Annotated in this window: 21 protein-coding genes and 1 pseudogene; 10 read left to right on the top strand and 12 right to left on the bottom strand. The window is 69.2% G+C overall.

What is annotated here, in order from left to right; genetic code table 11:
- The first annotated feature begins 39 nt into the window (after window positions 1-39).
- The 4 genes from mmsA to AB0M63_RS21755 all read left to right on the top strand — a co-directional run bounded on the left by mmsA (window position 40) and on the right by AB0M63_RS21755 (window position 5,900).
- On the top strand, window positions 40-1,590 hold the full coding sequence (mmsA, locus tag AB0M63_RS21770) for a multiple monosaccharide ABC transporter ATP-binding protein (protein ID WP_366020517.1): 1,551 nt from the start codon (window positions 40-42) through the stop codon (window positions 1,588-1,590).
- Entirely contained in the window at window positions 1,587-2,831 is a 1,245-nt protein-coding gene (mmsB, locus tag AB0M63_RS21765) for a multiple monosaccharide ABC transporter permease (protein WP_355914353.1), read from the top strand. Before mmsA ends, mmsB begins: the two co-directional genes overlap by 4 nt.
- A gap of 85 nt (window positions 2,832-2,916) precedes the next feature.
- Window positions 2,917-4,071, top strand: a complete 1,155-nt coding sequence (locus AB0M63_RS21760; RefSeq protein ID WP_366020516.1) for an aldose epimerase family protein — start codon at window positions 2,917-2,919, stop codon at window positions 4,069-4,071.
- A gap of 173 nt (window positions 4,072-4,244) precedes the next feature.
- Window positions 4,245-5,900 carry an aminotransferase class I/II-fold pyridoxal phosphate-dependent enzyme gene (locus AB0M63_RS21755; RefSeq protein ID WP_366020515.1) on the top strand — a complete coding sequence of 552 codons (1,656 nt, stop codon included), beginning with the start codon at window positions 4,245-4,247 and terminating at the stop codon, window positions 5,898-5,900.
- Here AB0M63_RS21755 and AB0M63_RS21750 read toward each other — a convergent pair whose 3' ends face one another.
- From AB0M63_RS21750 to AB0M63_RS21740, 3 genes are all read right to left on the bottom strand, one after another.
- Complete coding sequence (locus tag AB0M63_RS21750; protein ID WP_355914344.1) at window positions 5,901-6,872, bottom strand: arabinan endo-1,5-alpha-L-arabinosidase; 972 nt, start codon at window positions 6,870-6,872, stop codon at window positions 5,901-5,903. It abuts the gene before it with no gap.
- A 135-nt stretch (window positions 6,873-7,007) separates the two neighbouring features.
- Window positions 7,008-8,336, bottom strand: coding sequence for a DUF3500 domain-containing protein (locus AB0M63_RS21745; RefSeq protein ID WP_366020514.1), 1,329 nt, complete (start codon window positions 8,334-8,336; stop codon window positions 7,008-7,010).
- Between the two features lie 44 nt (window positions 8,337-8,380).
- Complete coding sequence (locus AB0M63_RS21740; protein WP_355914338.1) at window positions 8,381-8,746, bottom strand: MerR family transcriptional regulator; 366 nt, start codon at window positions 8,744-8,746, stop codon at window positions 8,381-8,383.
- Between the two features lie 53 nt (window positions 8,747-8,799).
- Between AB0M63_RS21740 and AB0M63_RS21735 the strand changes: the two genes are divergently transcribed.
- Complete coding sequence (locus tag AB0M63_RS21735) at window positions 8,800-9,234, top strand: hypothetical protein (RefSeq protein WP_366020513.1); 435 nt, start codon at window positions 8,800-8,802, stop codon at window positions 9,232-9,234.
- A gap of 20 nt (window positions 9,235-9,254) precedes the next feature.
- Here the strand turns inward: AB0M63_RS21735 and AB0M63_RS21730 are convergent, their stop codons facing one another.
- Genes AB0M63_RS21730 through AB0M63_RS21720 form a run of 3 tightly spaced genes read right to left on the bottom strand, consistent with a single transcriptional unit; the run spans window position 9,255 to window position 11,920 of the window.
- Window positions 9,255-9,794, bottom strand: coding sequence for a hypothetical protein (locus AB0M63_RS21730; RefSeq protein WP_366020512.1), 540 nt, complete (start codon window positions 9,792-9,794; stop codon window positions 9,255-9,257).
- The gene (locus AB0M63_RS21725) at window positions 9,795-11,222 is read right to left on the bottom strand and encodes a HAMP domain-containing sensor histidine kinase (protein WP_366020511.1); all 1,428 of its coding nucleotides are present in this window, start codon (window positions 11,220-11,222) and stop codon (window positions 9,795-9,797) included.
- Window positions 11,219-11,920, bottom strand: a complete 702-nt coding sequence (locus AB0M63_RS21720) for a response regulator transcription factor (protein WP_366020510.1) — start codon at window positions 11,918-11,920, stop codon at window positions 11,219-11,221. The genes AB0M63_RS21725 and AB0M63_RS21720 overlap by 4 nt, the downstream gene beginning before the upstream one ends.
- 228 nt (window positions 11,921-12,148) lie before the next feature.
- On the opposite strand from AB0M63_RS21720, the gene AB0M63_RS21715 reads away from it, so the two are divergent.
- Together AB0M63_RS21715 and AB0M63_RS21710 are read left to right on the top strand one after the other, a co-directional pair.
- On the top strand, window positions 12,149-13,333 hold the full coding sequence (locus AB0M63_RS21715) for a DUF3500 domain-containing protein (RefSeq protein WP_366020509.1): 1,185 nt from the start codon (window positions 12,149-12,151) through the stop codon (window positions 13,331-13,333).
- A gap of 19 nt (window positions 13,334-13,352) precedes the next feature.
- Window positions 13,353-14,597 carry a HupE/UreJ family protein gene (locus AB0M63_RS21710; RefSeq protein ID WP_366020508.1) on the top strand — a complete coding sequence of 415 codons (1,245 nt, stop codon included), beginning with the start codon at window positions 13,353-13,355 and terminating at the stop codon, window positions 14,595-14,597.
- A 36-nt stretch (window positions 14,598-14,633) separates the two neighbouring features.
- On the opposite strand, the pseudogene AB0M63_RS21705 reads toward AB0M63_RS21710, so the two are convergent.
- Window positions 14,634-15,062, bottom strand: a pseudogene (locus AB0M63_RS21705) (ATP-binding protein); the annotation flags it as partial.
- Window positions 15,063-15,192: 130 nt separating this feature from the next.
- Here AB0M63_RS21705 and AB0M63_RS21700 point away from each other — a divergent pair.
- The gene (locus tag AB0M63_RS21700) at window positions 15,193-16,017 is read left to right on the top strand and encodes a helix-turn-helix transcriptional regulator (protein WP_366020704.1); all 825 of its coding nucleotides are present in this window, start codon (window positions 15,193-15,195) and stop codon (window positions 16,015-16,017) included.
- Window positions 16,014-16,250 carry a DUF397 domain-containing protein gene (locus AB0M63_RS21695; RefSeq protein WP_355914318.1) on the top strand — a complete coding sequence of 79 codons (237 nt, stop codon included), beginning with the start codon at window positions 16,014-16,016 and terminating at the stop codon, window positions 16,248-16,250. Before AB0M63_RS21700 ends, AB0M63_RS21695 begins: the two co-directional genes overlap by 4 nt.
- A gap of 62 nt (window positions 16,251-16,312) precedes the next feature.
- Here AB0M63_RS21695 and AB0M63_RS21690 read toward each other — a convergent pair whose 3' ends face one another.
- The 3 genes from AB0M63_RS21690 to AB0M63_RS21680 form a co-directional block, all read right to left on the bottom strand.
- Window positions 16,313-16,966 carry a DUF4360 domain-containing protein gene (locus tag AB0M63_RS21690; RefSeq protein WP_366020507.1) on the bottom strand — a complete coding sequence of 218 codons (654 nt, stop codon included), beginning with the start codon at window positions 16,964-16,966 and terminating at the stop codon, window positions 16,313-16,315.
- 320 nt (window positions 16,967-17,286) lie between these two features.
- Window positions 17,287-18,210: a sulfite exporter TauE/SafE family protein gene (locus AB0M63_RS21685; RefSeq protein WP_366020506.1), complete on the bottom strand. Its 924-nt coding sequence runs from the start codon at window positions 18,208-18,210 to the stop codon at window positions 17,287-17,289.
- Window positions 18,211-18,326: 116 nt separating this feature from the next.
- Entirely contained in the window at window positions 18,327-18,785 is a 459-nt protein-coding gene (locus AB0M63_RS21680) for an Rrf2 family transcriptional regulator (protein ID WP_355914309.1), read from the bottom strand.
- A gap of 118 nt (window positions 18,786-18,903) precedes the next feature.
- On the opposite strand from AB0M63_RS21680, the gene AB0M63_RS21675 reads away from it, so the two are divergent.
- Window positions 18,904-21,870 carry a beta-galactosidase gene (locus tag AB0M63_RS21675; RefSeq protein ID WP_366020505.1) on the top strand — a complete coding sequence of 989 codons (2,967 nt, stop codon included), beginning with the start codon at window positions 18,904-18,906 and terminating at the stop codon, window positions 21,868-21,870.
- 12 nt (window positions 21,871-21,882) lie between these two features.
- On the opposite strand, the gene AB0M63_RS21670 is transcribed toward AB0M63_RS21675, so the two are convergent.
- Window positions 21,883-23,385 carry an alpha-N-arabinofuranosidase gene (locus tag AB0M63_RS21670; RefSeq protein ID WP_366020504.1) on the bottom strand — a complete coding sequence of 501 codons (1,503 nt, stop codon included), beginning with the start codon at window positions 23,383-23,385 and terminating at the stop codon, window positions 21,883-21,885.
- A 24-nt stretch (window positions 23,386-23,409) separates the two neighbouring features.
- Window positions 23,410-24,378 (bottom strand): arabinan endo-1,5-alpha-L-arabinosidase, encoded by a 969-nt coding sequence (locus tag AB0M63_RS21665; RefSeq protein WP_355914300.1) that lies wholly within the window; start codon window positions 24,376-24,378, stop codon window positions 23,410-23,412.
- Window positions 24,379-24,383: the final 5 nt, after the last annotated feature.

Here is a 24,383-nt window from a genome sequence, read left to right as displayed (position 1 = left end):
GCCAGTTCCCCCACCTCACACTGATTGGTAGGCACGACCATGGCGGGACCCGTCCTGGAAATGCGCTCGATCGTCAAGACCTTTCCCGGTGTCAAAGCGCTCTCGGACGTCACACTGACGGTCCGTCAGGGCGAGGTCCATGCCATCTGCGGTGAGAACGGCGCCGGAAAGTCCACCTTGATGAAGGTGCTCTCCGGCGTCCATCCGCACGGCAGTTACGAGGGCGACATCCTCTTCGAGGGAGAGGAGTGCGCCTTCCGCGACATCCGGGCGAGCGAGCAGCGCGGCATCGTGATCATCCACCAGGAGCTGGCGCTGGTGCCGTTCCTGTCGATCGCGGAGAACATCTTCCTCGGCAACGAGCACGCCTCGCGCGGGCTCATCAACTGGAACGAGACGCTCAAGCACGGCACCGAACTGCTGCGCCGGGTGGGTCTGAGCGACCACCCGGAGACCCGGGTCGCCGACATCGGCGTGGGCAAGCAGCAGCTCGTGGAGATCGCGAAGGCGCTGTCGAAGAAGGTGAAGCTGCTCATCCTCGATGAGCCGACGGCGGCGCTGAACGACGAGGACAGCGGCAAACTCCTGGATCTCATCCTGGAGTTGAAGAAGCAGGGCATCACCTCGATCATCATCTCCCACAAGCTGAACGAGATCCGCAGGGTCGCCGACTCGGTGACGATCCTGCGCGACGGCCGCTCCATCGAGACCCTCGACGTGAAGGCGCCGGAGACGACCGAGGAGCGGATCATCTCCGGCATGGTCGGCCGTGACCTCGACCACCGCTTCCCCGAGCGCACCCCCTACGAGGGCGAGCCCGAGGCGGCACCCGCGCTGGAGATCCGGGACTGGACGGTGTTCCACCCGATCGACCAGCAGCGCAAGGTGGTCGACGATGTGTCGATCAATGTGCGCAGGGGCGAGATCGTCGGCATCGCCGGACTGATGGGCGCCGGCCGCACCGAACTCGCGATGAGCGTCTTCGGCCGCTCCTACGGCCGGTACGCCGGCGGCACGGTCCTCAAGGACGGCCAGGAGATCCGCACCAAGTCGGTCGCGGAGGCGGTCGGACACGGCATCGCCTATGTCACCGAGGACCGTAAGCACTACGGCCTCAACCTCATCGACAACATCAACCGCAACATCTCGCTGACCGCCCTGGGCAAGGTCGCCAAGCGCGGTGTGGTGGACGAGCACGAGGAGCGCCAGGTCTCCGAGCGCTTCCGCAAGTCGATGAACATCAAGGCGCCGACCGTCTTCGAGACGGTGGGCAGGCTGTCCGGCGGCAACCAGCAGAAGGTCGTCCTCAGCAAGTGGATCTTCGCGGGTCCCGAGGTGCTGATCCTGGACGAGCCCACCCGCGGCATCGACGTGGGTGCCAAGTACGAGATCTACACGGTCATCGACCAACTCGCCGCCGAGGGCAAGGCGGTGGTCTTCATCTCCTCCGAACTGCCGGAGCTGCTCGGCATGTGCGACCGCATCTACACGATGGCGGCGGGCCGGCTGACCGGTGAGGTGCCCCGGGCCGAGGCCACGCAGGAAGTGCTGATGCGCCAGATGACGAAGGACAAAGAGGTAACCCGATGAGCACGGACGTCACCGCCAAGAGCCCGGCCCCCGCGCCGCCGGGCAAGAGCGGATCGGCCGCGGGCGGCGGCCTGTTGCAGCTGGTACTGGGCGGGCTGCGGCGCAACATGCGGCAGTACGGCATGCTGATCGCGCTGGGTCTGATCGTGATCTTCTTCGAGATCTGGACCGGCGGGGACCTGCTGCTGCCGCGCAACGTCTCCAACCTGGTGCTGCAGAACAGCTACATCCTGATCCTGGCGATCGGCATGATGCTGGTCATCATCGCCGGTCACATCGACCTGTCGGTCGGCTCGCTGACGGCGTTCGTGGGCGCCTTCGCGGCGGTGCTGATGGTCAACCACCATGTGTCGTGGCCGATCGCGCTGGTGCTGTGTCTGCTCATGGGCGCGGTGGCGGGCTCCGTACAAGGCCTGTTGATCGCCTACGCGGGCATACCGTCGTTCATCGTCACCCTCGCCGGGATGCTGCTCTTCCGCGGTCTGACGGAGATCCTGCTGGCGGGCCAGACCCTCGGCCCCTTCCCCAACGGTCTGCAGAAGATCGGCAACGGCTTCCTTCCCGCGGTCGGCCCGAACACCAACTACCACAACATCACCCTGCTGTTGGGCCTGGTGATGATCGCCGCGGTGGTGTGGCAGGAGGTGCGCGACCGGCGCCGCCAGCAGGAGTTCTCGCTGGAGGTGGCGCCCGCCAAGCTGTTCCTGCTCAAGCTCGTCGCGATCATCGCGGCGATCGCCTGGATCACGCTGCTGCTCGCCAGCTACGACGGCGCCCCGATCGTTCTGATCATCCTCGGTGTCCTGGTGGCCGGTTACGGCTATGTGATGCGCAACGCGGTCTTCGGCCGCCACATCTACGCGATCGGCGGCAATCTGCCGGCCGCGAAGCTGTCCGGCGTCAAGGACAAGCGCGTCACCTTCCAGGTGTTCCTGAACATGGGCGTGCTCGCGGCCCTGGCGGGTCTGGTGGTCACCTCCCGTCTGAACGCGGCCTCGCCGAAGGCGGGCGACGGCTTCGAACTGGAGGCCATCGCCTCCTCGTTCATCGGTGGCGCGTCCATGAGCGGCGGTGTCGGCACCGTCCTCGGCGCCATCATCGGCGGTCTCGTCCTCGGCGTGCTGAACAACGGCATGAACCTCCTCAGCGTCGGCACCGACTGGCAGCAGGTCATCAAGGGCCTCGCCCTGCTGGCCGCCGTCGGCTTCGACGTGTGGAACAAGCGCAAGTCCGGTTCGTAATTTCAGCCCGGGCCCCGTCCGCTGTCTCACTGTCTCAAGACAAGCAAGGCACGACGGGGCCCCTTCCATGTGCAGGAGCCGCTCAATGGAACTGAACAGACGCACTGTCATCGCGGGCGCCGCGGCAGCCGGTATCGCCGCGAGCACGCTCGGTACCGGTACGGCCCAGGCGGCCTCTGGAGGCGGAAAGCCCGTGAAGGAACTCTTCGGCACCCTCGCGGACGGGACGAAGGTCTACCGCTGGTCCCTGGCCAACGGCGGCACCCGCCTGAAGGTCCTCTCCTACGGCGGCATCATCCAGTCGCTGGAGATCCCCGACCGGCACGGCAAGTACGCCAACGTGTCGCTCGGTTACGACAACCTGGCCGCGTACGTCGCCGGCACCACCTTCTTCGGCGCGACCATCGGCCGGTACGGGAACCGTATCGCCAAGGGTCAGTTCACCCTGGACGGCAAGAGCTACCAGCTCTCCGTCAACGACGGCGTCAACAGCCTGCACGGCGGCGCCAAGGGCTTCAACACGAAGGTGTGGGACATCGAGCCCTTCACCTCGGGCTCCGACGTCGGCCTGCACCTCTACTACACCAGCGTCGACGGCGAGATGGGCTACCCGGGCACCCTCAAGACGAAGGTGACCTTCACCCTCACCAAGCACGGCGACTGGCGCATCGACTACGAGGCCACCACCGACAAGCCGACCGTGGTCAACCTCACCAACCACACGTACTACAACCTCGCCGGCGAGGGCAGCGGCACGATCGAGGACCACGAGCTGACGATCGCCGCCGGCCGCTACACGCCCACCGACACGGGTCTGATCCCCACCGGTGAGCTGGCGACGGTCTCCGGGACCCCCTTCGACTTCCGCAAGGGCAAGCCGGTCGGCCAGGACATCCGCGCGGGCCACCCCCAGCAGGTGCAGGCCAAGGGCTTCGACCACAACTGGGTCCTCGACAAGGGCGTCACCGCCAAGCCGCAGCACGTCGCCACCCTGCGCGACCCGCGCTCCGGCCGCACCCTGAAGATCGCCACCGACCAGCCGGGCCTGCAGTTCTACTCGGGCAACTTCCTCGACGGCACCCTCGTCGGCACCTCCGGCCACACCTACCGGCAGGGCGACGGACTGTGCCTGGAGACCCAGCACTTCCCGGACTCCCCGAACGAGCCGTCCTGGCCGACGACCGTCCTGCGCCCCGGCCAGACGTACCGCACCACGACGATCCACTCGTTCGACAACTGACCGCTGACAGCTGATTCGGGCCAGGGGTTCCCGAACTCACACCAATTTCACACAGGTTGAACAGCGCCACACTCGTCTCCGTATTCAAGGGCGGCCCGTGCTCCCCCGCGCGGGCCACCCAAGACGACGGGCCCGGTCGTCCCCACCGGGCCCGCCTTCATACGGAGGTTCCCTTGGCCGACTCCAACGTCACCTCGCTGTTCCGCAGTACGGCGGCACACAGCCCGTCGATGGCGGCGTTGGCACGCGAGAGCGACGGCACCGGGCCGGTGGACTTCTGTATCCCGTGCAACCCGTACTTCCCCACCCCCGCCATGTTCGACGAGATGGCGGCCCGGCTGCGCGAGATCATCACGTACTACCCGAGCAGCGCGGACACCATCACGGCCGAGCTGTGCGATCTGCTCCAACTCCCGCCGCAGTGCGTGGCGATGGGCAACGGTTCCACCGAACTGATCACCTGGATCGACCACTTGATGGTCCGGGAGTCCCTCGCCATCCCCGTCCCCACCTTCGGCCGCTGGACCGACCAGCCCATGGAGACCGGCAAGCGGGTCGACATGTTCCCGCTCCAGGAGTCCAGCGGCTTCGCCCTGGACCTCGCGCAGTACGCCGAGTTCATCCGCAAGCGGAACACCAAGGTCGCGGTCGTCTGCAACCCGAACAACCCCGACGGCGGCTTCCTGCACAAGCAGGCGCTCGTCCAGTTCATGGACGCGATGGCCGACCTGGACCTCATCGTCATCGACGAGTCGTTCCTGGAGTTCGCCGACGCCGAGGTCGAACCCAGCGTCGTACAAGAGGCGATGATCCGCCCCAACGTGATCGTCCTGCGCAGCCTCGGCAAGAACTTCGGACTGCACGGCATACGGTTCGGCTACCTCGTCGCCAACCCCGCACTCGCGGGCCGCATCCGCTCGATGCTGCCCAAGTGGAACCTCAACGCCTTCGCGGAACACGTGGTGTTCATCCTCAAGGAGCATGGCGCCGAGTACGCGCAGAGCCTCCAGCAGGTGCGCCGCGACCGGCTCGACATGGCGAGCCACCTCTCCGCGCTGCCCGGACTGACGGTCTATCCGTCGCAGGGCAACTTCCTCTTCGTACGCCTCCCCGTGGGCGCCGAAGGCACCGTGGTCCGGGACCGGATGCTCACCGAGCACCGCATCCTGGTCCGCGAGTGCGGCAACAAGATCGGTTCGTCCAGCCGCTTCCTGCGGCTCGTGGTGCGCCCCCAGGTGGATGTGCGTCGCCTGGTGTCCGGCCTGGAACAGGTGCTCTACGGGACCAGGAGGGGAGCCGCCGTACCCGAGCTGAGCACAGGGACCAGCTACAGCTCGGGTACGGCGGCCGTGGACCGCCTCGTCGGGGCGACCAACGGGGCGGGGATGCAGATCGCCGCGGCGGCCATGCAGATGCAGCCCGAGCCGGTGCCGATGCAGGCACCCATGCCGGTGCCGATGCCCGCGCAGCCCCAGCCCCAGCCCCAACAGCTGCCGCAGTTCCAGCCGATGGTCGCCGCCGCGCAGGCTCCGCAGATGCCGATGCAGCCCGTCGCGCAGATGCCGCAGCAGATGGCACCGGTGGCCCAGCAGCAGCCACAACCCCAGCAGCAGCCGTACGGCATGCCCTCACCCGCACCCGCCCCGGTGCCTCAGGGGCCGACACCGACCGGCATGCCCGCGCGCAACGGGCTCACGGCCGCGCAGGTGCGGGGGGCCACCAGTCCCAACGGGATGCAGAACCTGGCGCCCGCCCCCGCGACCGGGTGGCCCAGTCCCGGCGCGCCGCAGAATTGGCCCAACGCGGCGGGGATGGGGCAGGCGGGTTAGTCAGTACGCGACGGGCCAACCCGTGCTCCAGTTCAGCAGGTTGATGCCGAGCTTGGGGGTGCCGCTGTTGTTGCCGTCGTAGTAGTGATAGACGATCAGATCTCCGTCGCTGTCGTTCATGACGGACTGGCCGCCCGGCCCGATGACGCTGCCGTGGGTCTCCAGTACGGCGGTGCCGCCGTTGTTCAGCATCGCGACGCCGCTCTTGTCGTAGTACGGCCCGGTGACGCTGGTGGCCCGGCCCACCTTGACCTTGTACGTGGAGCTGGTGCCCTGGCAGCAGAGGTCGTAGGAGGCGAAGAGGTAGTAGTACCCGTTGCGCTTGACGATGTACGGGGCCTCAACCGCCTTGGTCCCGGTGGGTCGTTGGGCGAGGGAGTACCGGGTGGTGTCGGACGAGAGCTGCTTGCCGGTGGCCGGGTCGATCCGGATCATCTTGATCCCGGTCCACCAACTCCCGAAGGACAGCCACCACTTGCCGTCGTCGTCGACGAAGAGGTTCGGGTCGATGGCGTTGTAGTCGCTGGCGGTGGTGGAGGTGTAGACGACGCCGTAGTCGGTCCAGGACCCCGGCAGACCGGTCGTCGAACCGGCGAGCCCGATCGCCGACTTGTTGGAGCCGAAGGTCGAAACGGCGTAGTACATCAGGTACTTGCCACCGTGGTACGAGATGTCGGGCGCCCAGGCCTCGGTCGCGTACGTGGACCACCAGCTCGGCTTGGTGGAGAAGGCGTCGCTCCCCGCCGTGAACGCGGTGCGGTCGGTGGAGGTCTTGTACGCCAGGCCGCCGCCGGTGGAATAGAGCAGGTAGCGGCCGGCCGAGGTGCGGACCATGGTCGGGTCGTGGACGACGACGTCGCCGGTGACTGTGCCGGGGTTGGGGTACGCCGACGCCGTGCTCGGGATGAGGGCGAGCAGGGCGGCGGCGGGGAGGGCGAGGAGAGCGGTTCTGGTGCGAGAGGTGCGGCTCACGCTGACGCTCCTTGAGTGGAGGACATTCGATCGTTCGAAATACCGGTCGCCGATCAGAACTTCGGACGGGACCGTAGAATCGAACGACTTGCGCGTCAATGATTCGCGCAGCCTCCGTCACACCTCACCGGCACCTCAGTGGTCGCTCTCCAGATGCAGCTTGAGCAGGTCCACGCCGTAGTCGCCGCCGTTGGGCGTGCGGATGATGGTGTGGATGTGCTGCTGGGTGGGGGTGCCGTTGGGGCCGCCCATTCCTCCCTTGGTCCCGTAGGCGAGCGGGGACTGGGCGTCATACTCGATGAGGACGACCGGGCTGTGCACGCGGTAGTAGAACGCGGAGGAATCCTTGGTCTCGCCCATCCAGTAGAAATAGGTCGCGTCGAGGTGGGCCTCGACCTCCGACATCCTCACCTCGGCGTGGCCGTCGTTCATGTTGCCGACGTAGACCCGCACCAGGTCGAGAAGGTGCTGTCGCTGGGCGCTGGTGAAGTCCTTGGCGACGAGCCCCTGGTAGGCGAGCTTGGCGTTGTCCTGCCCGGCGCCCGCCTTCATGTCGTCGCCGGACTTCTTGTCGCTGGAGATCACCTTGGCGCGCTGGGCGGCGGTGAGGGAGCGCAGGAGGGTGAGACCGGCCTTGGTCTCGGTCTTGAAGAGGGTGATCTTCTCGCCCTTGTAGGTGGCGGAGGTCGGCTCCGAGCCCATGAAGGTCGGTGTCATCACGACCTGGTCGCCGAGCACGAAGTAGTTGATGGCCACATGGTGGCCCTCGTACTGGAAACCCCACGGCTTGGTGGTCGACGGCGTCCCCATGAAGGTGAAGAAGTACGCGCCCTCGGTGAGCGTGTCCCGGTTGCCGCCGCTGTAGTCGCCGAGGAAGGCGTTCAGCTTCATGATGTTGCGGGTCTGGGTGAGGCCGTCGGCGGAGAGGGCGGCGCCGAGCAGCGCGTAGCCGAGGTCGCGCTTCTTGGCGGTGATGTCGCCCATGCGGACGCCCTCGCGCTGGTACCCGTCGACGTTGCTCCAGGCCAGCCACTCGTCGTTGTCCACGTCGAACGTGCAGGACTTGCGTTCCTTGGCGGTCAGCCCGTCCAGGAAGGCCTGCGCGGCCTTGACGATCCCGTCGGTCGACACGTCGGTGGAGTGGATCGAGTAGAGCCCGTCGGTGATCTTGCCGTCGGTGGTCAGCCCCTTGAAGTCGGCGTACTTCACCTCGCTCTGCCCCGGGCCCATCCCGCCGGCCCCTCCCCCCGGCCCACCGGAGGGCATACCGCTGCCGCCGGGGCCACCGGAGGGCATGCCGTTCGGGGCGCCGGAGGACGAGGACGCGGTGGCCGTGTCGGAGGCGTCCGACGAACAGCCGGTCATGGTCGCGACAGCGGCGACTCCACCGGCGAGCAGCGCCTTGTTCATGAACCAGCGGCGGCTGCGGTCGGCTTCGGGGGTGCGGGGGCGGTGTCCGTGCATACGGGCCAACGTGCCGCGCCAACCTGAGCGGAACCTGAAGCGGGTCAGCCCGCGCGGCGAGCGGGTCGCAGGGGACAGCCGGTACCGGCCCGTGCGGTCAACTCTGCGCGCAGGGCGGCCAGTTCGGCCATACGGGTGTCGATGATCCGGATCTTGTCGGCGAAGAGGGCGGACAGCGCCTCCGCCTGGTCGGGGGCATCGCTCAACTCCTCGCCGTGGTCGGCGATCTCGGCCAGCGAGAAGCCGAGGCCCTGCGCCGTCCGCACGTACTCCAGCCAGGGCACCGCCTCGGGCCGGTACTCGCGATAGCCGTTCGCCAGCCGCTCACTGGTGAGGATCCCCACCCGCTCGTAGAACCGGAGCGCGTCCCTGCTCAGCCCCGACCGCCTGGCCAACTCCCCGATACGCATGCCCACATGATGACTTGACCTTGGACCGTGCTCCACTGTTTAGCGTCGGCGGCATGACCACCCACCTGCGCCCCACCGATCTCCGCTATCTCCGTCTCGTACGCGCCAGCGCCTGGTACGACCTCGTCGTCACGGCCGGGTTCGCGACCCCGTGGACGTACGCCCTGCTGCACGACGCGCTGTCGGCGCTGGGCAGGGCGTGGGGGCTGGGAACGCTGCCGCCGCTCGACCCGATCCAGACCCTGTACGCGAACCTGATGGGCTCGGTGGTGGTCGTGTGGGCCGTCCTGCGCCTCGCCCGGCCCCTCCCCCTGCACGGCCTGCTCGACGGCACCGCCCGAGCCCTGTTCACCGGCTGGCAGGCCTACGCCCTCACGCAGGGCGCCCCGCGTTTCCTCTGGCTGTTCCTGGCGGTGGAGGCGACGTTCGCGGTGCTCCAACTGGCGCCGTGGTACAGCCCGTTCCGACGCCCCGCAGTGCGGGAGTGACCAGCCACGGGGCTACGGCGCTACCGGGCCCCGCCCCGCCTGCGCTCCGCACGCCGGAGTTCCCGGCGCTGCTTTCCGGGCAGGGCACCCGCGAGTTCTCCGACCTGGGCGAGGTCGTGGCAGTCGTCGCCGTGGTGTCCTCGGCACCACCACGCCGCGCCCTCGCCCGTCTCGCCCTCCCAGTCAGCCGTGGTCCCCTCGGGACGGGAATGCGTGCCGACCTTGTGGAAGGGGCACACCGGCCAGACCTGCCAGAGCAGTTCCATCACCGTCTCCTGCGCCGCGTCCGCGACGTAGCCGAGGACGTGGGAGCTGTCGGCGTCCGCTTCTGTGATGCCGTTGCCCTGCCAGCAGCCGTCGGCCATCGCCACGTAGACCTTTTCGTCGCAGACCATCAGCACCAGTGGGCGCTGGTCGGGCAGAGTCGCCGCGAGGTCACGGTTGACGATCGCGAGCGCGGCCTCGACGCGCGGCCACTCGCCGGGTTCGGCGCGGCGGGGCTCGGGGCGGGGCGGGCGGGCGGACCCGCGCTCGACGGGGTGGTAGGAGAAGTAGTTCACTCACCGATCCTGCCGCACCAGCCTCGCACCGGCCACCGTGAATCCCACCGCCGCGCCACCACCGGCGCGCGGCCCCGCGAACACCGTCCCGCCGTGTGCCTCGGCCACGTCCCGCACGATGGCGAGGCCCAGCCCGGAGCCGGGCAGCCCGTGGGCCGGGCCGGCGCGGTAGAAGCGGTCGAAGACGCGGGTGGCGTCGGCGGCGGGGATGCCTGGTCCCCGGTCGGAGACGGTGACCTCGCCCCGACGGACGCGCACCTCGATGGGTTCGCGGTCGTCCGGGGCGAACTTGGCCGCGTTCTCCAGCAGGTTGCCCACCGCGCGCTCCAGGGCCTGGGGGCAGCCCTGGACCACGGTGTCGTCGGCGTCGAGATGGACGAGACGACCGGTACGCCGGTGCACGCGGCGGGCGGCCCGGCGGGCCGACTCGGCCAGCTCCACCGGCCGTTCGGGTTCGTCCCGGCCGCGCGCCAGGGCCAGCTCCACCAACTCGTCGACCAGGTGGGTGAGTTCGCGGGTCTCCCCCTCGACGTCGTCGAGGAGACGGTCCCGGACATCCGGGGAGAGCCCGGTGCTCCGGCGCAGCACGTCCGCGTTCGTACGCAGACTGGTCAGAGGAGTGCGCAGCTCATGGGCGGCGTCCTGCACCAGCCGCTCCTGAGCCTCCCGGGCGACAGCCAGCCGCCCGAGCATTCCCCCGAACGCGACGGCAAGCAGCCCGACTTCGTCCCGTCCGGCCGGGCGGCGGGGCCTACGTGGCGGTCGGCCGCCGCTGCCTTTCCGAGGGTCGGTGCCCACCACCCCGCCCGCACTCACCTCCTCCGCGACCGCCGCCAGCCGCACCAACCGCCGCGTGATCCGCCGGGCGAGCAGCCACCCCGTGGCCGCCGCGGCGAGCATGACCGTCAGGCTTGCCGCGGCGATCTCCCTGGCCATGCCGCCCAGGACGAAGTGGGTCTGGTCGACCGGGACGGCGACCTGGAGGGCGCCGCGGTCGTCGCCGAGTGCGGTGGTCAACTGGCGCTGTGTGGTGTGGCCGACGGTGATCTCGGTGACGTAGGTCTGGCCGGTGGTGCCGGAGGCGGCGAGGGTGCGGGCCCTGTCGGGGACCGGGAGCGGTGGGCCGGCGAGGTGGGTGACCGTGCCGTCGGGGGCCAGGGACTGGACGGTCACCGGGCGCGGGGGTTCGTCGCCGGGGCCGGGACGGTCCGGCGCCGCGTAGAGGGCCGGGGCCCGCGCCACCGTATCGGCGAGAGCCAGTGCGCGTTCCGGGTCGCGGGCCAGGTCCACCGTGGCCGAGCGTAGGGAGCGGTCGATCTCCGCGGTGACTCGGTCGGAGGCGGCACGGTAGCTCAGCATGCCGACCAGCACGGCCACCACGGCGCCGACCGCGGCGAAGGAGAACGCGAGCCGGGACCGCAGACTCACGACGACCACCGCACCGCGTACCCCACGCCCCGTACCGTGTGGATCAGCTCGGGCGCGCCCGCCTCGGTCAGTTTCCTGCGGAGGTAACCGACGTAGCCCGCAAGGTTCTTGGCGTCCACCCCGGCCTCGGGCCCCCATACCCGCCGGTACAGCGTCGCGTGGTCGAGCACGATCCCCTCATGGCGCACGAGCAGCTCCAGCAGGTCGAACTCGGTCTTCGACAGGTGCAGTTCCTCGTCGCCCCACCGGACACGCCGGCCCGCAGGGTCGACACGCAACGCTCCGATACGGAGTACGCCACCTGTCGCCGCCGCCCGGTCGTCCGGCACGAACGGTGTCCTGCGTATCAACGCGCGTAGCCTGGCGAGCAGTTCGGGCACTTCGAACGGCTTGGGCAGATAGTCGTCGGCGCCCGCGTCGAGCCCGGCGATCCGGTCGGGGGTCCCGGCCCGCGCCGTCAGCATCAGCACCGGCGTGCGGTCACCGTCCGCGCGCAGCACGCGGCAGACGGCCACCCCGTCGACGTACGGCATCATCACGTCGACCACCAGCGCGCTGAAGTCGTCGCGCCTGGCCCGGGTCAGCGCGTCCACCCCGTCGACCGCGGCGACGACCTCGTACCCCGCCAACTCCAGTGCCCGCGCCAGGGATTCACGGACCGCGCGATCGTCGTCGGCGATGAGGACACGTTGCTCCACGTCCACATGATGGACACCGGCCCGCCGGTCCCGCATCAGCCTCAACCGGCGTTGTCCGAGCCACAGTTCATGAATGGCTCATCCTCAACCCCAGCCGTCTCCCCTCCCCCTCGGCCCCTTTCTCTTACCCGGCTCCCGACATCCTCCCGACGAAGTCTGAGACCGCTCACCCACCATGAAGCCACCGCCGCCCGACCCGACCGCCTCCACCCCACAGGAGCCCCCCCCATGTCGACCGTCAGACGGATCCACCCCGCCCTGGCCCTCGCCACCTGCGTCGCCCTCGCCGCCACCGGCTGCGCCGCTCTCAACTCGGCAGCGTCCTCCTCGGAGTTGACGACCCCGGTGAAGGCCGTGCCCGCCTCCGCGCACCGCCACGGGGCCGGCGGGGCGAACATCGCGCAGGTCGTGCGAGCGGCCAAGGCATTCCTCGCGACGCTCTCCGACGAGCAGAAGGACACCGCGCTCTACGACTTCGACGACCCGGCCAAGAAGACCGGGTGGTCGAACTTCCCGATCCCCGTCGTCGTCCGCAACGGCCTCAAGTTGGGCGACCTCACCGACGTACAGCAGGCCGCGGCCCTGAAGGTGATGGAGGCCGCGCTCAGCAAGAAGGGCTACGAGGAGTTGGTGGAGATCCGCCAGGCCGACGACTATCTCGCCGCGCTGCCGCCGAGGCCCCGCCCCACACCCACGGGCACTCCCACGAACGTGCCTACGAACACGCCCACCGGTGGCCCCGGCGGGCCGGGCGGAGGCGGCGGAGGTGGCGGCGCCAGCTTCGGTTCGCAGTGGTACTACATCTCCTTCTTCGGACAGCCCAGTAAGAAGGGGGAGTTCATGGTCCAGTTCGGCGGCCACCACGCGGCGTACAACATCACCTATGCCGGTGACAACGTGTCACTCTCCCCCACCCTGACCGGAGTCGAGCCGGAGGAGTTCGACGTCGACGGCACTCACCTCGCCCCGCTCGCGGACAACCGGGCCACCACGATCGCGGCGATCCAGTCCCTCACCCCCGACGAGTTGACGGCGGCGAAGATCGACGGCAGCTTCGACGACCTCTACCTCGGCCCGGGCCACGATGGCCCGTTCCCGACCCAGCCCGAGGGCGTCCTCGTAGCCGATCTGACCAAGGCGCAGCAGGCCAAGGTCACGGCCATGCTGCGGACCTGGGTCGACGACCTGGACGAGCGGGCGGCGGCGCGGCTGATGCACAAGTACGTCTCCGAGTACGACAGGACGTACATCGGCTGGAGCGGCGGGACGACGATCGACAACGACCAGACCTACGTCCGTATCGACGGACCGTCCGCCTGGGTCGAGTTCTCCAACCAGCCCGGCGCCTCGACCGACGGCATCCACCAGCACACGATCTTCCGGGACGAGACCGCCGACTACGGCTGGGAATGACGGAACGGTACGTCACCTGATGCGACACGCCATGCGCCGTCTCCTGCCCGTGCTCCTGCTGGCGGTGCTGATGCTGGTCGGCGGCCCCGTGCCGTCGGCCGGCGCGCACCCCATGGCCACGTCCGCCGTCCTCCTGTCCGTCCGGGACGACCGGGTCGAGGGCGAGGTCCAGCTCCCCCTGGACCGCCTGGCCATCGCAGTCCACCGCGACCTCACACCCGAGAGCGTCGTGAGCGCCGACCGCGCCTTCCTGCACACCTACACGGCCGCGCACATCTCAGCCGCCGACGCCACCGACCACCACCCCTGGACGGTCGCCCTCGGCACGGGAACGCCCCGCACGATCGACGGCACGGCCCACCTCGTCTACCCGATCACCATCCGCCCGCCGGCCGGCCGCTCGGTCACCGACTTCGACCTCCGCTACGACGTCATCGTCGAGGAACTCCTCACCCACCGCGTCATCGTGACCGTGGCGTCGAAGACCCTCGGGGTCTTCGACTGGGACACGAAGAGCCTCAAGGTCCCGGTGGACAGGGAGAGTTGGCTGAGCGGCTTCGTGGCGGCGGCCAGGCTGGGCATCGAGCACGTGGGCACCGGCGCCGACCACCTCCTCTTCCTGCTGATGCTGCTCATCCCGGCACCGCTCCTGGCGGCGGGCGGTCGCTGGCGGGCGGCGGAGAGCCGGTCGGCGCGGCGGACCCTGGTCCGGGTCGTGCACGTCGTATCGGCGTTCGCCCTCGGCCACTCCCTCACCCTGGCCCTGGCCGCCACCGGCGTGGTCGACCTCCCCTCCCGACCCGTCGAGACGGCGATCGCCCTGTCCATCGCGGTGTCCGCCACCCATGCGCTACGGCCACTGGTGGCGCGCGGCGAAGTGGTGATCGCCGTCGGTTTCGGGCTGGTGCACGGGTTGGCGTTCGCCTCGGCGCTCGGTGAACTCGGCCTGGAACGAGGCTCGTTGGTGACCACCCTGCTCGGCTTCAACCTCGGCATCGAGGTGACGCAGCTGCTGGTCGTCGCGCTGCTGATGCCGTCGCTGCTGGTCCTGTCCCGGACCGCCGCCTACCCGGTGTTCCGGATCGGGACGGCCGCGGTCGGCCTGCTCTTCTCCACGTCCTGGATGCTGGAACGCGCGACACTGACGTCCACCGACCCGTTCGAGGGCGTCCAGACGTGGCTGGTCGGCCATCCGCTGCTGGTCGCCTTGTCGGTCGCGACCCTTGCCGCCGGGGCCCGACTCCTGCTCGACGAGAGCACTTAGCCGTCTGGCCGTTCGGGTCGCCAAGTCGCCGGTGGACAGGTCGACTTCGGCGCGCACGGTCTTGCCGGGCGGCGGCTCCCGGTCCACCACCTCCCAACGGTCGGCCAACGCCTCCACGAGCACGAGCCCCCGCCCGGATACGGCGAGCGCGTCCGGCCGTCGTACGGCGCCGGGTCCGGGCGGGCGGGATCCGGTACGGGTGTCGGTGACCTCGACACGGACGCTCCCCGCGAGGAGCGCGAGCCGCAGCTCGAAGTCCCGCCCCGGGACACGTCCATGGGTCACCGCGTTGGCGGCCAGCTCGGCGACGATCAGCGCGACGGCGTCGGACACGTCGGCGCCGTGCGGGATGCCCCACTCGTACAGCTGGTTCAGAGCGAGGTGCCGGGCGAGGCGAGCGCCTCGGGGGGTGGGGCTGAAGCGCTGGGCGAACGTACTTACGGTGACGGGGGGTTGGGTGGTCATGGGCCCAATGTGACGCCCGGGAGAGGCAGTTCACCAGCACCGCACCGCGTACGCTGCGGCGGCGTACGCGGTCACGGGGTGGACAGTACGCGTTACATTCCGTGACCATGTGCGCGGGAGGTGGGTGACTGTGGTCGATGGTGGCAGTGAGCCGGAGGGGTCGGACAGCCTACGGACGTTCGGGGCGGTGGTGCAGGCACTGCGGGAGCATGCGGGGTTGAGCCGGGCGGAGTTCGCGGGGCGGATCCGGTACTCGGTACACACGGTGGCGTCGGTGGAACAGGGCAGGCGTATGCCGGACGCGGCGTTCGTGGACCGGGGGGAGCCGGTGTTGGGCAATACCGGCGCGCTGCGGAAGGCGGCGGGGCATCTGGAGCGCCAGCAGGGGTTGGCGGCGTGGTTCAGGCGGTGGGCGCGGCTGGAGTTGCTGGCGATCACCCTGTACACGTACGAATGCCGGTTGGTCCCGGGGTTGTTGCAGACGGAGGCCTATGCACGAACCCTGTTCACTCAACAACTGCCTCCACTGGACGACGCGCAGATCGAGGCCCAGTGGGCACAACGGGCCAAGCGGCAACGGCTGCTTCGAGAGCGCCAGAACACCGCGTTCAGCTTCATCCTGGAAGAGGGGCTGTTCCTGCGGCGCACGGGTGGGGGCCAGGTCACCCGCGAACTCATCGATCACGTGCTGGAGATCGCCGAGTTCCGGAACGTCGAGATCCAGATCATGCCGCAAGTACGGGAGAGCCATGCCGGGTTGGCCGGTCCGATGCAGTTGTTGGAGACCCCGGACAACACGTGGTTCGCCTACTGCGAGGGGCAGCGAGCCGGTCTGCTGATCACCGACCGGAAAGAAGTCAGCGTCCTCCAACAGCGGTATGCCAGGATGCGTTCACAGGCTCTCACCTCGGAGGAATCCAGGGGCCTGCTGGAACGGATGCGAGGAGCGCTATGAACACGTCCGACCTGGCCTGGTTCAAGAGCAGCTACAGCAGCAGCGGCGACGGGGACTGCGTCGAAATCGCCCTCGTCTGGCGCAAGTCGACTTACAGCAGCGGCGGCGACGGCGACTGCGTCGAGATCGCCACCCACCCCTCCACCATCCACATCCGCGACTCCAAGAACAAGCAGGGCCCCCAACTCGCCCTCTCCCCCGCCACCTGGACGGAGTTCATCCGCACACTGTGACGGGGTGGCCCGCGGTGCGGAACGGGCCACCCCCTCCTCACGTCAGCTCACATCACCTCGGCTCAGGAGCCGGGGCAGTGCTCCCACGCCATGTGGTACACCGTGCTGATGTCGCCGTCCGTCGAGTCCATCGTCATGAAGCTGACCGCTCCGGGCGCCGACGAGCCGGCGCTGACCCGCAGCTCCGTGTTGATGTTGAAGTTGCGCTGAACTCCGCAGGGCGCCCAGACCAGTTGGGCCACGTCCGTGGTGTCGTTGGCCTGCCAGTTGTCGTCGTAGGGGCCGTTGAAGGGGTGGTTCTTGGCCGCGGTGTTCGAGGAGCCCTGGAAGTAGTACGAGGCCTTCTGCGCACCGCTCGCGCCGGGCTGGAGCGAGGCGAAGCCGCGGTAGTCGGCGCTCGCGATGGCGTAGGTGAAGCCCTGCGGGACGTGGACGACCAGGTTGAGCTGGCAGTTCTTGCGGAACGCCGTGGGGTCGGAGTTGCCGCCGACCTGGGCGAGATACGCGCTGTAGGTCACCGTGAAGGCGGTGTTGTCCTCGGAGACGGCGACCGCCGTGGTGCCCTGCGGGCAGCCCGAGCCGTTCACCGTGGCGACGTTGATGACGATCTTGTCCGGGGGCAGGTCGTCGAACACGGGCGAGGACGAGTGCTGCGCGGGCAGCACGGTGGTGAGAAGAGCGGCGACGGCGCCGCTCAGGAGGAGCCCACCAGGCATGGTTTCTCCTTGGGGTCGGGGGGTGGCAGCGCCCCAAGTCTTTGAAGAACCAATGAAGTTCCTGTGAAGACCGACGGCGCGCTCGCATCGTAGGAAGCCGCACACGAAACGGTCAGGGCGAACTCAAGCCATTCACAGAAGTGTCTTTCACACTCTCTTCACAGTGTGTGAACTCTCTTGAAATAAGCGGGCGTTGACCGATCCGTCCCCAGGTCCTTCACAGCCGCGCACCAAGGAACTCTTCAGGTGCGCCCGTAACTTCGCTGTGCACAAGCTGATCGGGAGGCGGTTGACGAACACACACGATCGGCAATGGCCGATCACACCCCAGCAGGCTGCCGCCCCTCGGCGGACTCGGACTCGGTCCGTGCCTCCAGCGCCTTCTCCCGGCGATGCGCGCGGATCGAGTACGCCAGGGCGGCAGCCCATCCCGCGCACAGGACGACGTAGACGGACGTGCTGACCGTGCCGGAGGCGCTCAGCCAGTCCCCGCCCAGCAGCGTGCCGACGTTGAGCAGGACGATCAGGCCGCCGACCGCCGAGCCCAGGATGCGCGGCGCGACGAAGCGGGCCAGCCAGGCGGCGACCGGCGCGATGACCATGCCGCCCAGGAGGAACGCGAGCACCCAGGACCAGTCCACGCCGTCCGAGCCGAGCGAGAAGAGGAAGCCCAGGCTCGCGGCGACGGCCACCAGCGCCTTGCTGGCGTCGACGGACCCGACCACCTTGCGCGGCTCCAGCCGCCCGCTGGCCAGCAGCGCGGGCGTCCCGATCAGTCCCCAGCCGCCTCCGCCGGTCGCGCCGAGGAACCCGGCGACCAGCCCTACCGGCACCAGGAACCGCTTGCCCAGCGGCTTGCCGAGATTTCCCCTGGGCACACCGCGCACGGTGAAGCGGTAGGTGACGTAGACGCCGAGCACGAGCAGGATCACCGCCATCACCGGTTCGGCGAGCGCGGTCGACAGCCGGGACAGCACGGTCGCGCCGATGAACGCGCCCACGGCCCCCGGCACGCCGATACGGACCACGACCTTCCAGTCGACGTTGCCGTAGCGGGCGTGCGAGGCACCGGAGACCAGTCCCGTGCCGATCTGAGCGAAGTGGACGATGGCCGAGGCGGCGGCCGGGCTCGTGCCCAGGGCCAGCAGCAGCGCGGTGGAGATCACCCCGTGCGCCATGCCGAGGCTGCCGTCCACGAGCTGGGCCCCGAGGCCCGCGAGGGCGAGCAGTATCAGCATGCGCATGTGGTGCGTCCCGTCGTTCGTTCCTGGCTTTCCTACCGGTTGAGTAGGGATGAACGAGAGGTGACGCTAAAGGGTGAATCTGAGTGGGGCCTGAGACGACGATGAACGACCCGCCGCTACGGGTTCTCCCACGCCGCCGGTTCCGCCGCCAGCGCCCGCACCGGCTCCGGCAGTGCGTCCGCCGCGATGTCGGCGAGGGTGACGCCTTCAAGGATCTTGCGCACATTGGCGCGGAGCGCGATCCACAGCGGGAGGAGGGGTTCGGCGGAGCCGGTGTAGGAGAGGCCGGTGGGGCGTTCGCCGCGGACCGAGACGATCGGGCCGTCCACGGCGCGGATGACGTCCGCGACGGTGATCGCGTCGGCGGCGCGGGCCAGCCGGTAGCCGCCGCCCCCGCCGCGCCGGCTGTCGACGATTCCGGCGCGCCGGAGGTCGCCGAGGATTCCCTCCAGGAACTTGTGCGGGATGTCCTGCGTGGTGGCGATGGTCTCGGCCTTCAGCTGGCCGTCGTCACCCTGTACGGCGAGCTCCAGTACCGCCCGTACCGCGTAATCCGCCCGTGCCGAGATCCTCATGCGTCCATTGTGGGCCGTTGTGGCGTAGAGAATGACCCCGCACGACGGCCTCCTGGGATCACCACGGAAAATGGCTTCGCACGTGCCGCCGACGGACCGGACCCGGGAGGAGCTTCCAGTGGAGCTGAGCAGGCGTACCTTCAGCACCCTCGCGGGCACGGCCGCGCTCGGATTCGCGCTGGGCGGTGGCAGCGGCGGCAGTGGTGACGCGTACGCCGCGCACGTCGTGCCGACCGGACCACCGCCCGCCCCGCCGGGCGCGGACGGGCTGAGTCACACGATCGGCTACGACCGCTACTCCCTCATCGTCGACGGCAAGCGCCTGGTCCTGTGGTCCGGCGAGATGCACCCCTTCCGGCTGCCGAGCCCGTCCCTGTGGCGGGACGTCCTGCAGAAGATGCGCGCCTTCGGCTACAACGCGGTCTGCATCTACGTCTCGTGGAACTACCACTCCCCCGCCCAGGGCCAATACGACTTCACGGGCGTCCGCGACCTCGACCTGTTCCTGCGCATGGCCGCCGAGACCGGGCTGTACGTCATCCTGCGTCCGGGCCCGTACATCAACGCCGAGATCGACGCGGGCGGCTTCCCCGGCTGGCTGACCGCCACCAAGGGCACCGCCAGGACGGCCGATCCGACGTACCTCTCGCATGTCGACGAGTGGCTGACCCAGGTCGACTCCATCGTCTCCAAGCACCTGTTCACCCAGGGCAAGGGCACGGTCCTGCTCTACCAGATCGAGAACGAGTACGACGCCCACGTCACCGAGCCCGCAGGCCGCGACTACATGTCCCACCTGTACAAGAAGGTGCGCGCCGACGGCATCGACGTCCCCCTGTTCCACAACGACAAAGGACGCAACGGCTATTGGACCCCCGGGTCGTTCGACACCGGCGGCGACACGGGCGGTTGGCTGTACGGTTTTGATGGCTATCCGTCGCCCTCCCAACTCCCTCCGGACTGGGGGCACTTCGGGATCGGCGGGGCGAAGGGCGGGGCCACAGCGAGCCCCAAGACCCCTGGTTTCGTGCCGGAGTTCGGCGGGGGCTGGTTCGATCCGTGGGGCGGGGCCTGGTTCGAGGGGAAGGGGTACGCCGAGTCGCGCCGGACGCGGGACGCGGCGTACGAGCGGCGCTTCTATCTCACCAACCTCGCCAACGGACTCACCCTGCACAACGTCTACATGACCTTCGGCGGCACCTCGTGGGGCTGGCTGCCCGCCCCGGTCGTCTACACGTCGTACGACTACGGCGCGGCCTTCGACGAGGGCCGCAGCCCGACCGCGAAACTCGTGCCGATGCACCAGCTCGGCCATCTGCTGCGGACCGTGCCCGACTTCGCCAAGCTGGACCGGGCGGCGGACGTCAAGGCGGACGGCCTGAAGGTCTACCACCTCACCAACGCCGACACCGGCTCCCATGTCTACGTCCTGCGCAACGACGGCACGCAGGAGGTCACCTCCACACTGCCGACGGCGGACGACGACATCGAGGTCACCGTCCCGGCCCAGGACGCCCGTCTCCTCGTCACCCAACTAGCCCTGGGCGGGCGCAAGTTGAGGTACTCGACGGTCACCCCGATGATGTTCCTCAGCACCGGCCGGCAGGACCTCGCGGTGTTCGCCGGGAAGCGCGGCGAGATGGCGCATGTGGTGCTCGACTGCCCGGAGGAGCCGGTGGTCACACGGCTCGACGCACAGGCCGCCTGGGTGTGGGACCGCGGCCTCCTGCATGTCACCGTCCCGCTCGGCATCGGCGGACTGACCCGGGTCCTCGTCCAGGCCGGCGGTGTCGACAACCCCCTGGTGCTGCTCTTCGCCGACGAGGCCACCTCCGTACGCCTGTGGCCCTACGAGACCGGTTCGGGCACCGCGCTGGTCTACGGCCCGGCACTGCTCCGCGAGGCCACCGTCAGCGGCACGACCGCCCACCTCACCGGCGACACCATCGGCGAGACCGGCCTGGAGGTGTGGGGCCCGCGCGGTATCGCGGACGTCACCTGGAACGGGCAGCCCGTGCCCGCGACCGTCACCAACGCGGGCAGCCTGCGTTCGAACCCGGACGCGCTGCTGCCGGGGGTGCCCGCGGTACCGCTCCCCGCGCTCGACGGCTGGCGGCGCAAGGTGGAGAACCCGGAGGCGGCGGTCGCCTTCGACGACTCCAAGTGGACGGCGGCGAACAGGACTTCGACGTTCTCCACGACGGCCGTGCCCGCCGGACAGCCCGTGCTCTTCGCGGACGACTACGGCTTCCACTACGGCGACGTCTGGTACCGGGGCCGGTTCACCACGGCCGCCGACGACGACCTGGAGTCGGTGACCCTCGCCTACAGCACCGGCACCCAGGGGCTGCTGATGGCCTGGCTCGACGGCGAACCGCTGGGCACCCACCGGATGCCGGTGCCGACCACCAGCAGTGTGCGGCAGGGCAGTTGGACCGCGAAGGCGACCTTCACCGTGCCGAAGAAGGCCGGTGCGCGCGTGCTGTCCGTCCTCGTCCGGCGGATGCAGCACGACATGGACGGCAAGGCCCTCGACACCCACAAGGTGGCCCGCGGCCTCACCGCGGTGACCTTCAAGGGCGGCTCCCCGAAGGTGAGTTGGCGCCTCCAGGGGGAGGCGTCACCCGATCCGGTGCGCGGGCCGCAGAACAACGGCGGGCTGTACGGCGAACGCGAGGGCTGGCATCTGCCCGGGTTCGGGGACACCGGCTGGGAGGCCGTCACGCTTCCCCGCGCCGACCAGCGGCAGGGCGTGACCTGGTACCGGACCACCTTCAAGCTCGCCGTGGACACCGGTGTCGACGCCTCGATCGGCCTCACCCTCGACGACGACGCGACGCGCGCCTACCGCGTCCAGATCTTTCTGAACGGCTGGAACATGGGCCAGTACATCAACGACGTAGGCCCACAGCACACCTTCGCCCTGCCGAACGGGATCCTCCTCACACGTGGCACCAACACACTCGCCCTGGCCGTCCTGTCCGACGGCACCACACCGGCGGGCCCGAAGGACGTACGGCTGACGCTGCTCGGCAGCGCGGCCGGAGGAGTACCGGTGACACCGGTGGCCTCCCCCGGCCGCTGACCACCCGTCGGCTCAGGCGATCCGGATCACGTTCCAGGACAGCGGCTCCAGTACGGCGGTCAGGGTGCCGTCCTGGAGGGCGGTGCCCTCGACCGCGTGCGGGGCCACCCGCTCCGGGTCGTCCACCGTGTTGCGGGCGTCCGGGTCGGCGTCCGCGAGGGCGCTGTGCTCGACGACCGACGTCAACCCCAGCCCGTTCAGGGCGACTTCGAGCGGCAGCGACTCGGTCTGGCTGCGGTTGACCGCGAACACGGTCACCGAACCGTCCTCGGCGCGCACGGCGGTGGCGTGCAGCAGGTCCGCCTCGCCGTGCTTCTTCGTCTCGTACGTCGGCGAGTCCACACGGACGTCCAGGACCTGGCCCCGGCCGTACTTCGAGGCCTGCGCGAACGGGAAGAACGTCGTCTGGCGCCAGGCCGCGCCGCCCGGTTCGGTCATGATCGGCGCGATCACGTTGACGAGCTGGGCGAGGCAGGCGACCGTCACGCGGTCCGCGTGCCGCAGCAGGGCGATGAGCAGCGAGCCGAAGACGACCGCGTCCGTGACGGTGTAGACGTCCTCCAGGATGCGCGGGGTCTCCTGCCAGTCCTCGACGGGGTGCGGGTTGGGCCGGCTCTGGTACCAGACGTTCCACTCGTCGAAGGAGAGGTTGATCTTCTTCTTCGACTTCAGCCGGGCACCGACGTGGTCGCAGGTCGCCACCACGTTCTCGATGAAGGACTCGGTGTCGACGGCGGAGGCGAGGAAGGAGTCCCGGTCGCCGTCGGTCTCCTCGTAGTACGCGTGCAGGGAGATGTAGTCGACGAGGTCGTAGGTCTCCTTCAGGACCGTCGCCTCCCACTCGGCGAAGGTCTCCATGCTCTGGCCCGAGGAGCCGCAGGCGACGAGTTCGAGGTCCGGGTCGATCTGGCGCATCGCGCGGGCCGTCTCGGCGGCGACCCTGCCGTACTCCTCGGCCGTCTTGTGGCCGGTCTGCCAGGGGCCGTCCATCTCGTTGCCGAGGCACCAGAGGTTGATGCCGAAGGGTTCCTTGTCACCGTGGGCGATGCGCTGCTCGGAGAGGGCCGTGCCGGCGGGGTGGTTGGCGTACTCCTGGAGTTCCAGGGCCTCGGCGACGCCTCGGGTGCCGAGGTTGATCGCCATCATCGGCTCCGCCTGGGGGCCGAGCTTGCGCAGGAACGCGATGTACTCGGAGAGGCCGAAACGGTTGGTCTCCGTCGAGCGCCAGGCGAGGTCGAGGCGGCGGGGGCGGGATTCGGCGGGGCCGACCGAGTCCTCCCACTTGTAGCCGGAGACGAAGTTGCCGCCGGGGTAGCGGATGGTCGTCACGCCCAGTTCGCGGACGAGGTCCAGGACGTCCTGGCGGAGGCCCTCGGTGTCCGCGGTGGGGTGGGTCGGTTCGAAGATGCCGGTGTAGACGCAGCGGCCGAGGTGTTCCACGAAGGAGCCGAAGATCCGGGGGTTGACCTCGCCGACGGTGAAGGCGGGGTCGAGGGTGAAACGGGCGGTACGCATGTGGGCCTTTCGAGGTCGCGTGCCCTAGAGGGCGATGGGCCAGCCGGTCCGTGTCCAGCCGAGAGTGTTCAGCCCCAGCTTTGGTGTGCCTGAATCGTTCGCGTCGTAGTAGTGGTAGGTCAAGACATCCTTACCTTTGTCTTGGAAGATGGACTCTCCACCTGGGCCGATGAAGCGGCCGTGGCTTGCCAGCACCAGGTCTCCGCCGCCCTCCAGCATCGGTTTGCCCGTGCTGTCCGTGTACGGGCCCGTCACCGACGTCGAGCGGCCGACCCTGATCTTGTAGGTCGAGTTCACACCGGCGCAGCAGGCGTCGTAGGAGGCGAAGAGGTAGTAGTAGCCGCCGTGCTTCAGCACATACGCGCCCTCCACCGCGTAGGGCGCGTCCGGGCGGGTGGCGAGGTGGGCGACCGTCGCGCCCGGGATCGCCTTGCCCGTCGCGGGGTTCACCTCCACCATGCGGATGCCCGTCCAGTACGAGCCGAACGCCATCCAGAGTCTGCCGTCGGCCCGGACGAGGGCCGGGTCGATGGCGTTCCACTCGTCGGTGGTCTCGGAGCCGAAGGCCTTGCCGTGGTCGGTCCAGGTGCCGGGGAGGCCGGTCGGGGAGGTGGCGACGCCGATCGCGGAGTGGTTGGTGCCCCAGGAGGAGACGGCGTAGTAGAGCCAGTAGCGGCCCGCACGGTAGGAGATGTCGGGGGCCCAGGGGTCGGCGGTGGAGTTGTAGTCGTACCACCAACTCGGGGGCGTGGCGAAGGCGTTGCCCGCGTCGTCCCACTGGACGCGGTCCTTGGAGGTGCGGGCGCCGATGATGCCGCCGGTCGAATAGGCCACGTAGCCGCCGGACTTGAGGCGGATGACGGTGGGGTCGTGGATGATCTGCTGGCCGGTGATGGGTTGCGGGTCGGGGTAGGTGACGTCCGCGTGGGCCGTGGTGGGGAGCAGGGCGAGCACGGCGGCGGTCAGCAGGGTTGCCAGTCTCTGTCGCTTCAACTCAG

It is taken from the genome of Streptomyces sp. NPDC051576 (genome assembly GCF_040681835.1).
Taxonomy (GTDB): Bacteria; Actinomycetota; Actinomycetes; order Streptomycetales; family Streptomycetaceae; genus Streptomyces.
The sequence above is the reverse complement of the archived record's forward strand: the minus strand, read 5'-3'. Positions and strand labels throughout refer to the sequence as shown.

What these genes read in the sequence shown, in the direction of transcription:
- mmsA (WP_366020517.1), top strand. Translation starts at nt 40, where the DNA reads ATGGCGGGACCCGTCCTGGAAATGCGCTCGATCGTCAAGACCTTTCCC.
- mmsB (WP_355914353.1), top strand. Translation starts at nt 1,587, where the DNA reads ATGAGCACGGACGTCACCGCCAAGAGCCCGGCCCCCGCGCCGCCGGGC.
- AB0M63_RS21760 (WP_366020516.1), top strand. Translation starts at nt 2,917, where the DNA reads ATGGAACTGAACAGACGCACTGTCATCGCGGGCGCCGCGGCAGCCGGT.
- AB0M63_RS21745 (WP_366020514.1), bottom strand. Translation starts at nt 8,336, where the DNA reads ATGCACGGACACCGCCCCCGCACCCCCGAAGCCGACCGCAGCCGCCGC.
- AB0M63_RS21740 (WP_355914338.1), bottom strand. Translation starts at nt 8,746, where the DNA reads ATGCGTATCGGGGAGTTGGCCAGGCGGTCGGGGCTGAGCAGGGACGCG.
- AB0M63_RS21735 (WP_366020513.1), top strand. Translation starts at nt 8,800, where the DNA reads ATGACCACCCACCTGCGCCCCACCGATCTCCGCTATCTCCGTCTCGTA.
- AB0M63_RS21715 (WP_366020509.1), top strand. Translation starts at nt 12,149, where the DNA reads ATGTCGACCGTCAGACGGATCCACCCCGCCCTGGCCCTCGCCACCTGC.
- AB0M63_RS21710 (WP_366020508.1), top strand. Translation starts at nt 13,353, where the DNA reads ATGCGACACGCCATGCGCCGTCTCCTGCCCGTGCTCCTGCTGGCGGTG.
- AB0M63_RS21695 (WP_355914318.1), top strand. Translation starts at nt 16,014, where the DNA reads ATGAACACGTCCGACCTGGCCTGGTTCAAGAGCAGCTACAGCAGCAGC.
- AB0M63_RS21690 (WP_366020507.1), bottom strand. Translation starts at nt 16,966, where the DNA reads ATGCCTGGTGGGCTCCTCCTGAGCGGCGCCGTCGCCGCTCTTCTCACC.
- AB0M63_RS21685 (WP_366020506.1), bottom strand. Translation starts at nt 18,210, where the DNA reads ATGCGCATGCTGATACTGCTCGCCCTCGCGGGCCTCGGGGCCCAGCTC.
- AB0M63_RS21680 (WP_355914309.1), bottom strand. Translation starts at nt 18,785, where the DNA reads ATGAGGATCTCGGCACGGGCGGATTACGCGGTACGGGCGGTACTGGAG.
- AB0M63_RS21670 (WP_366020504.1), bottom strand. Translation starts at nt 23,385, where the DNA reads ATGCGTACCGCCCGTTTCACCCTCGACCCCGCCTTCACCGTCGGCGAG.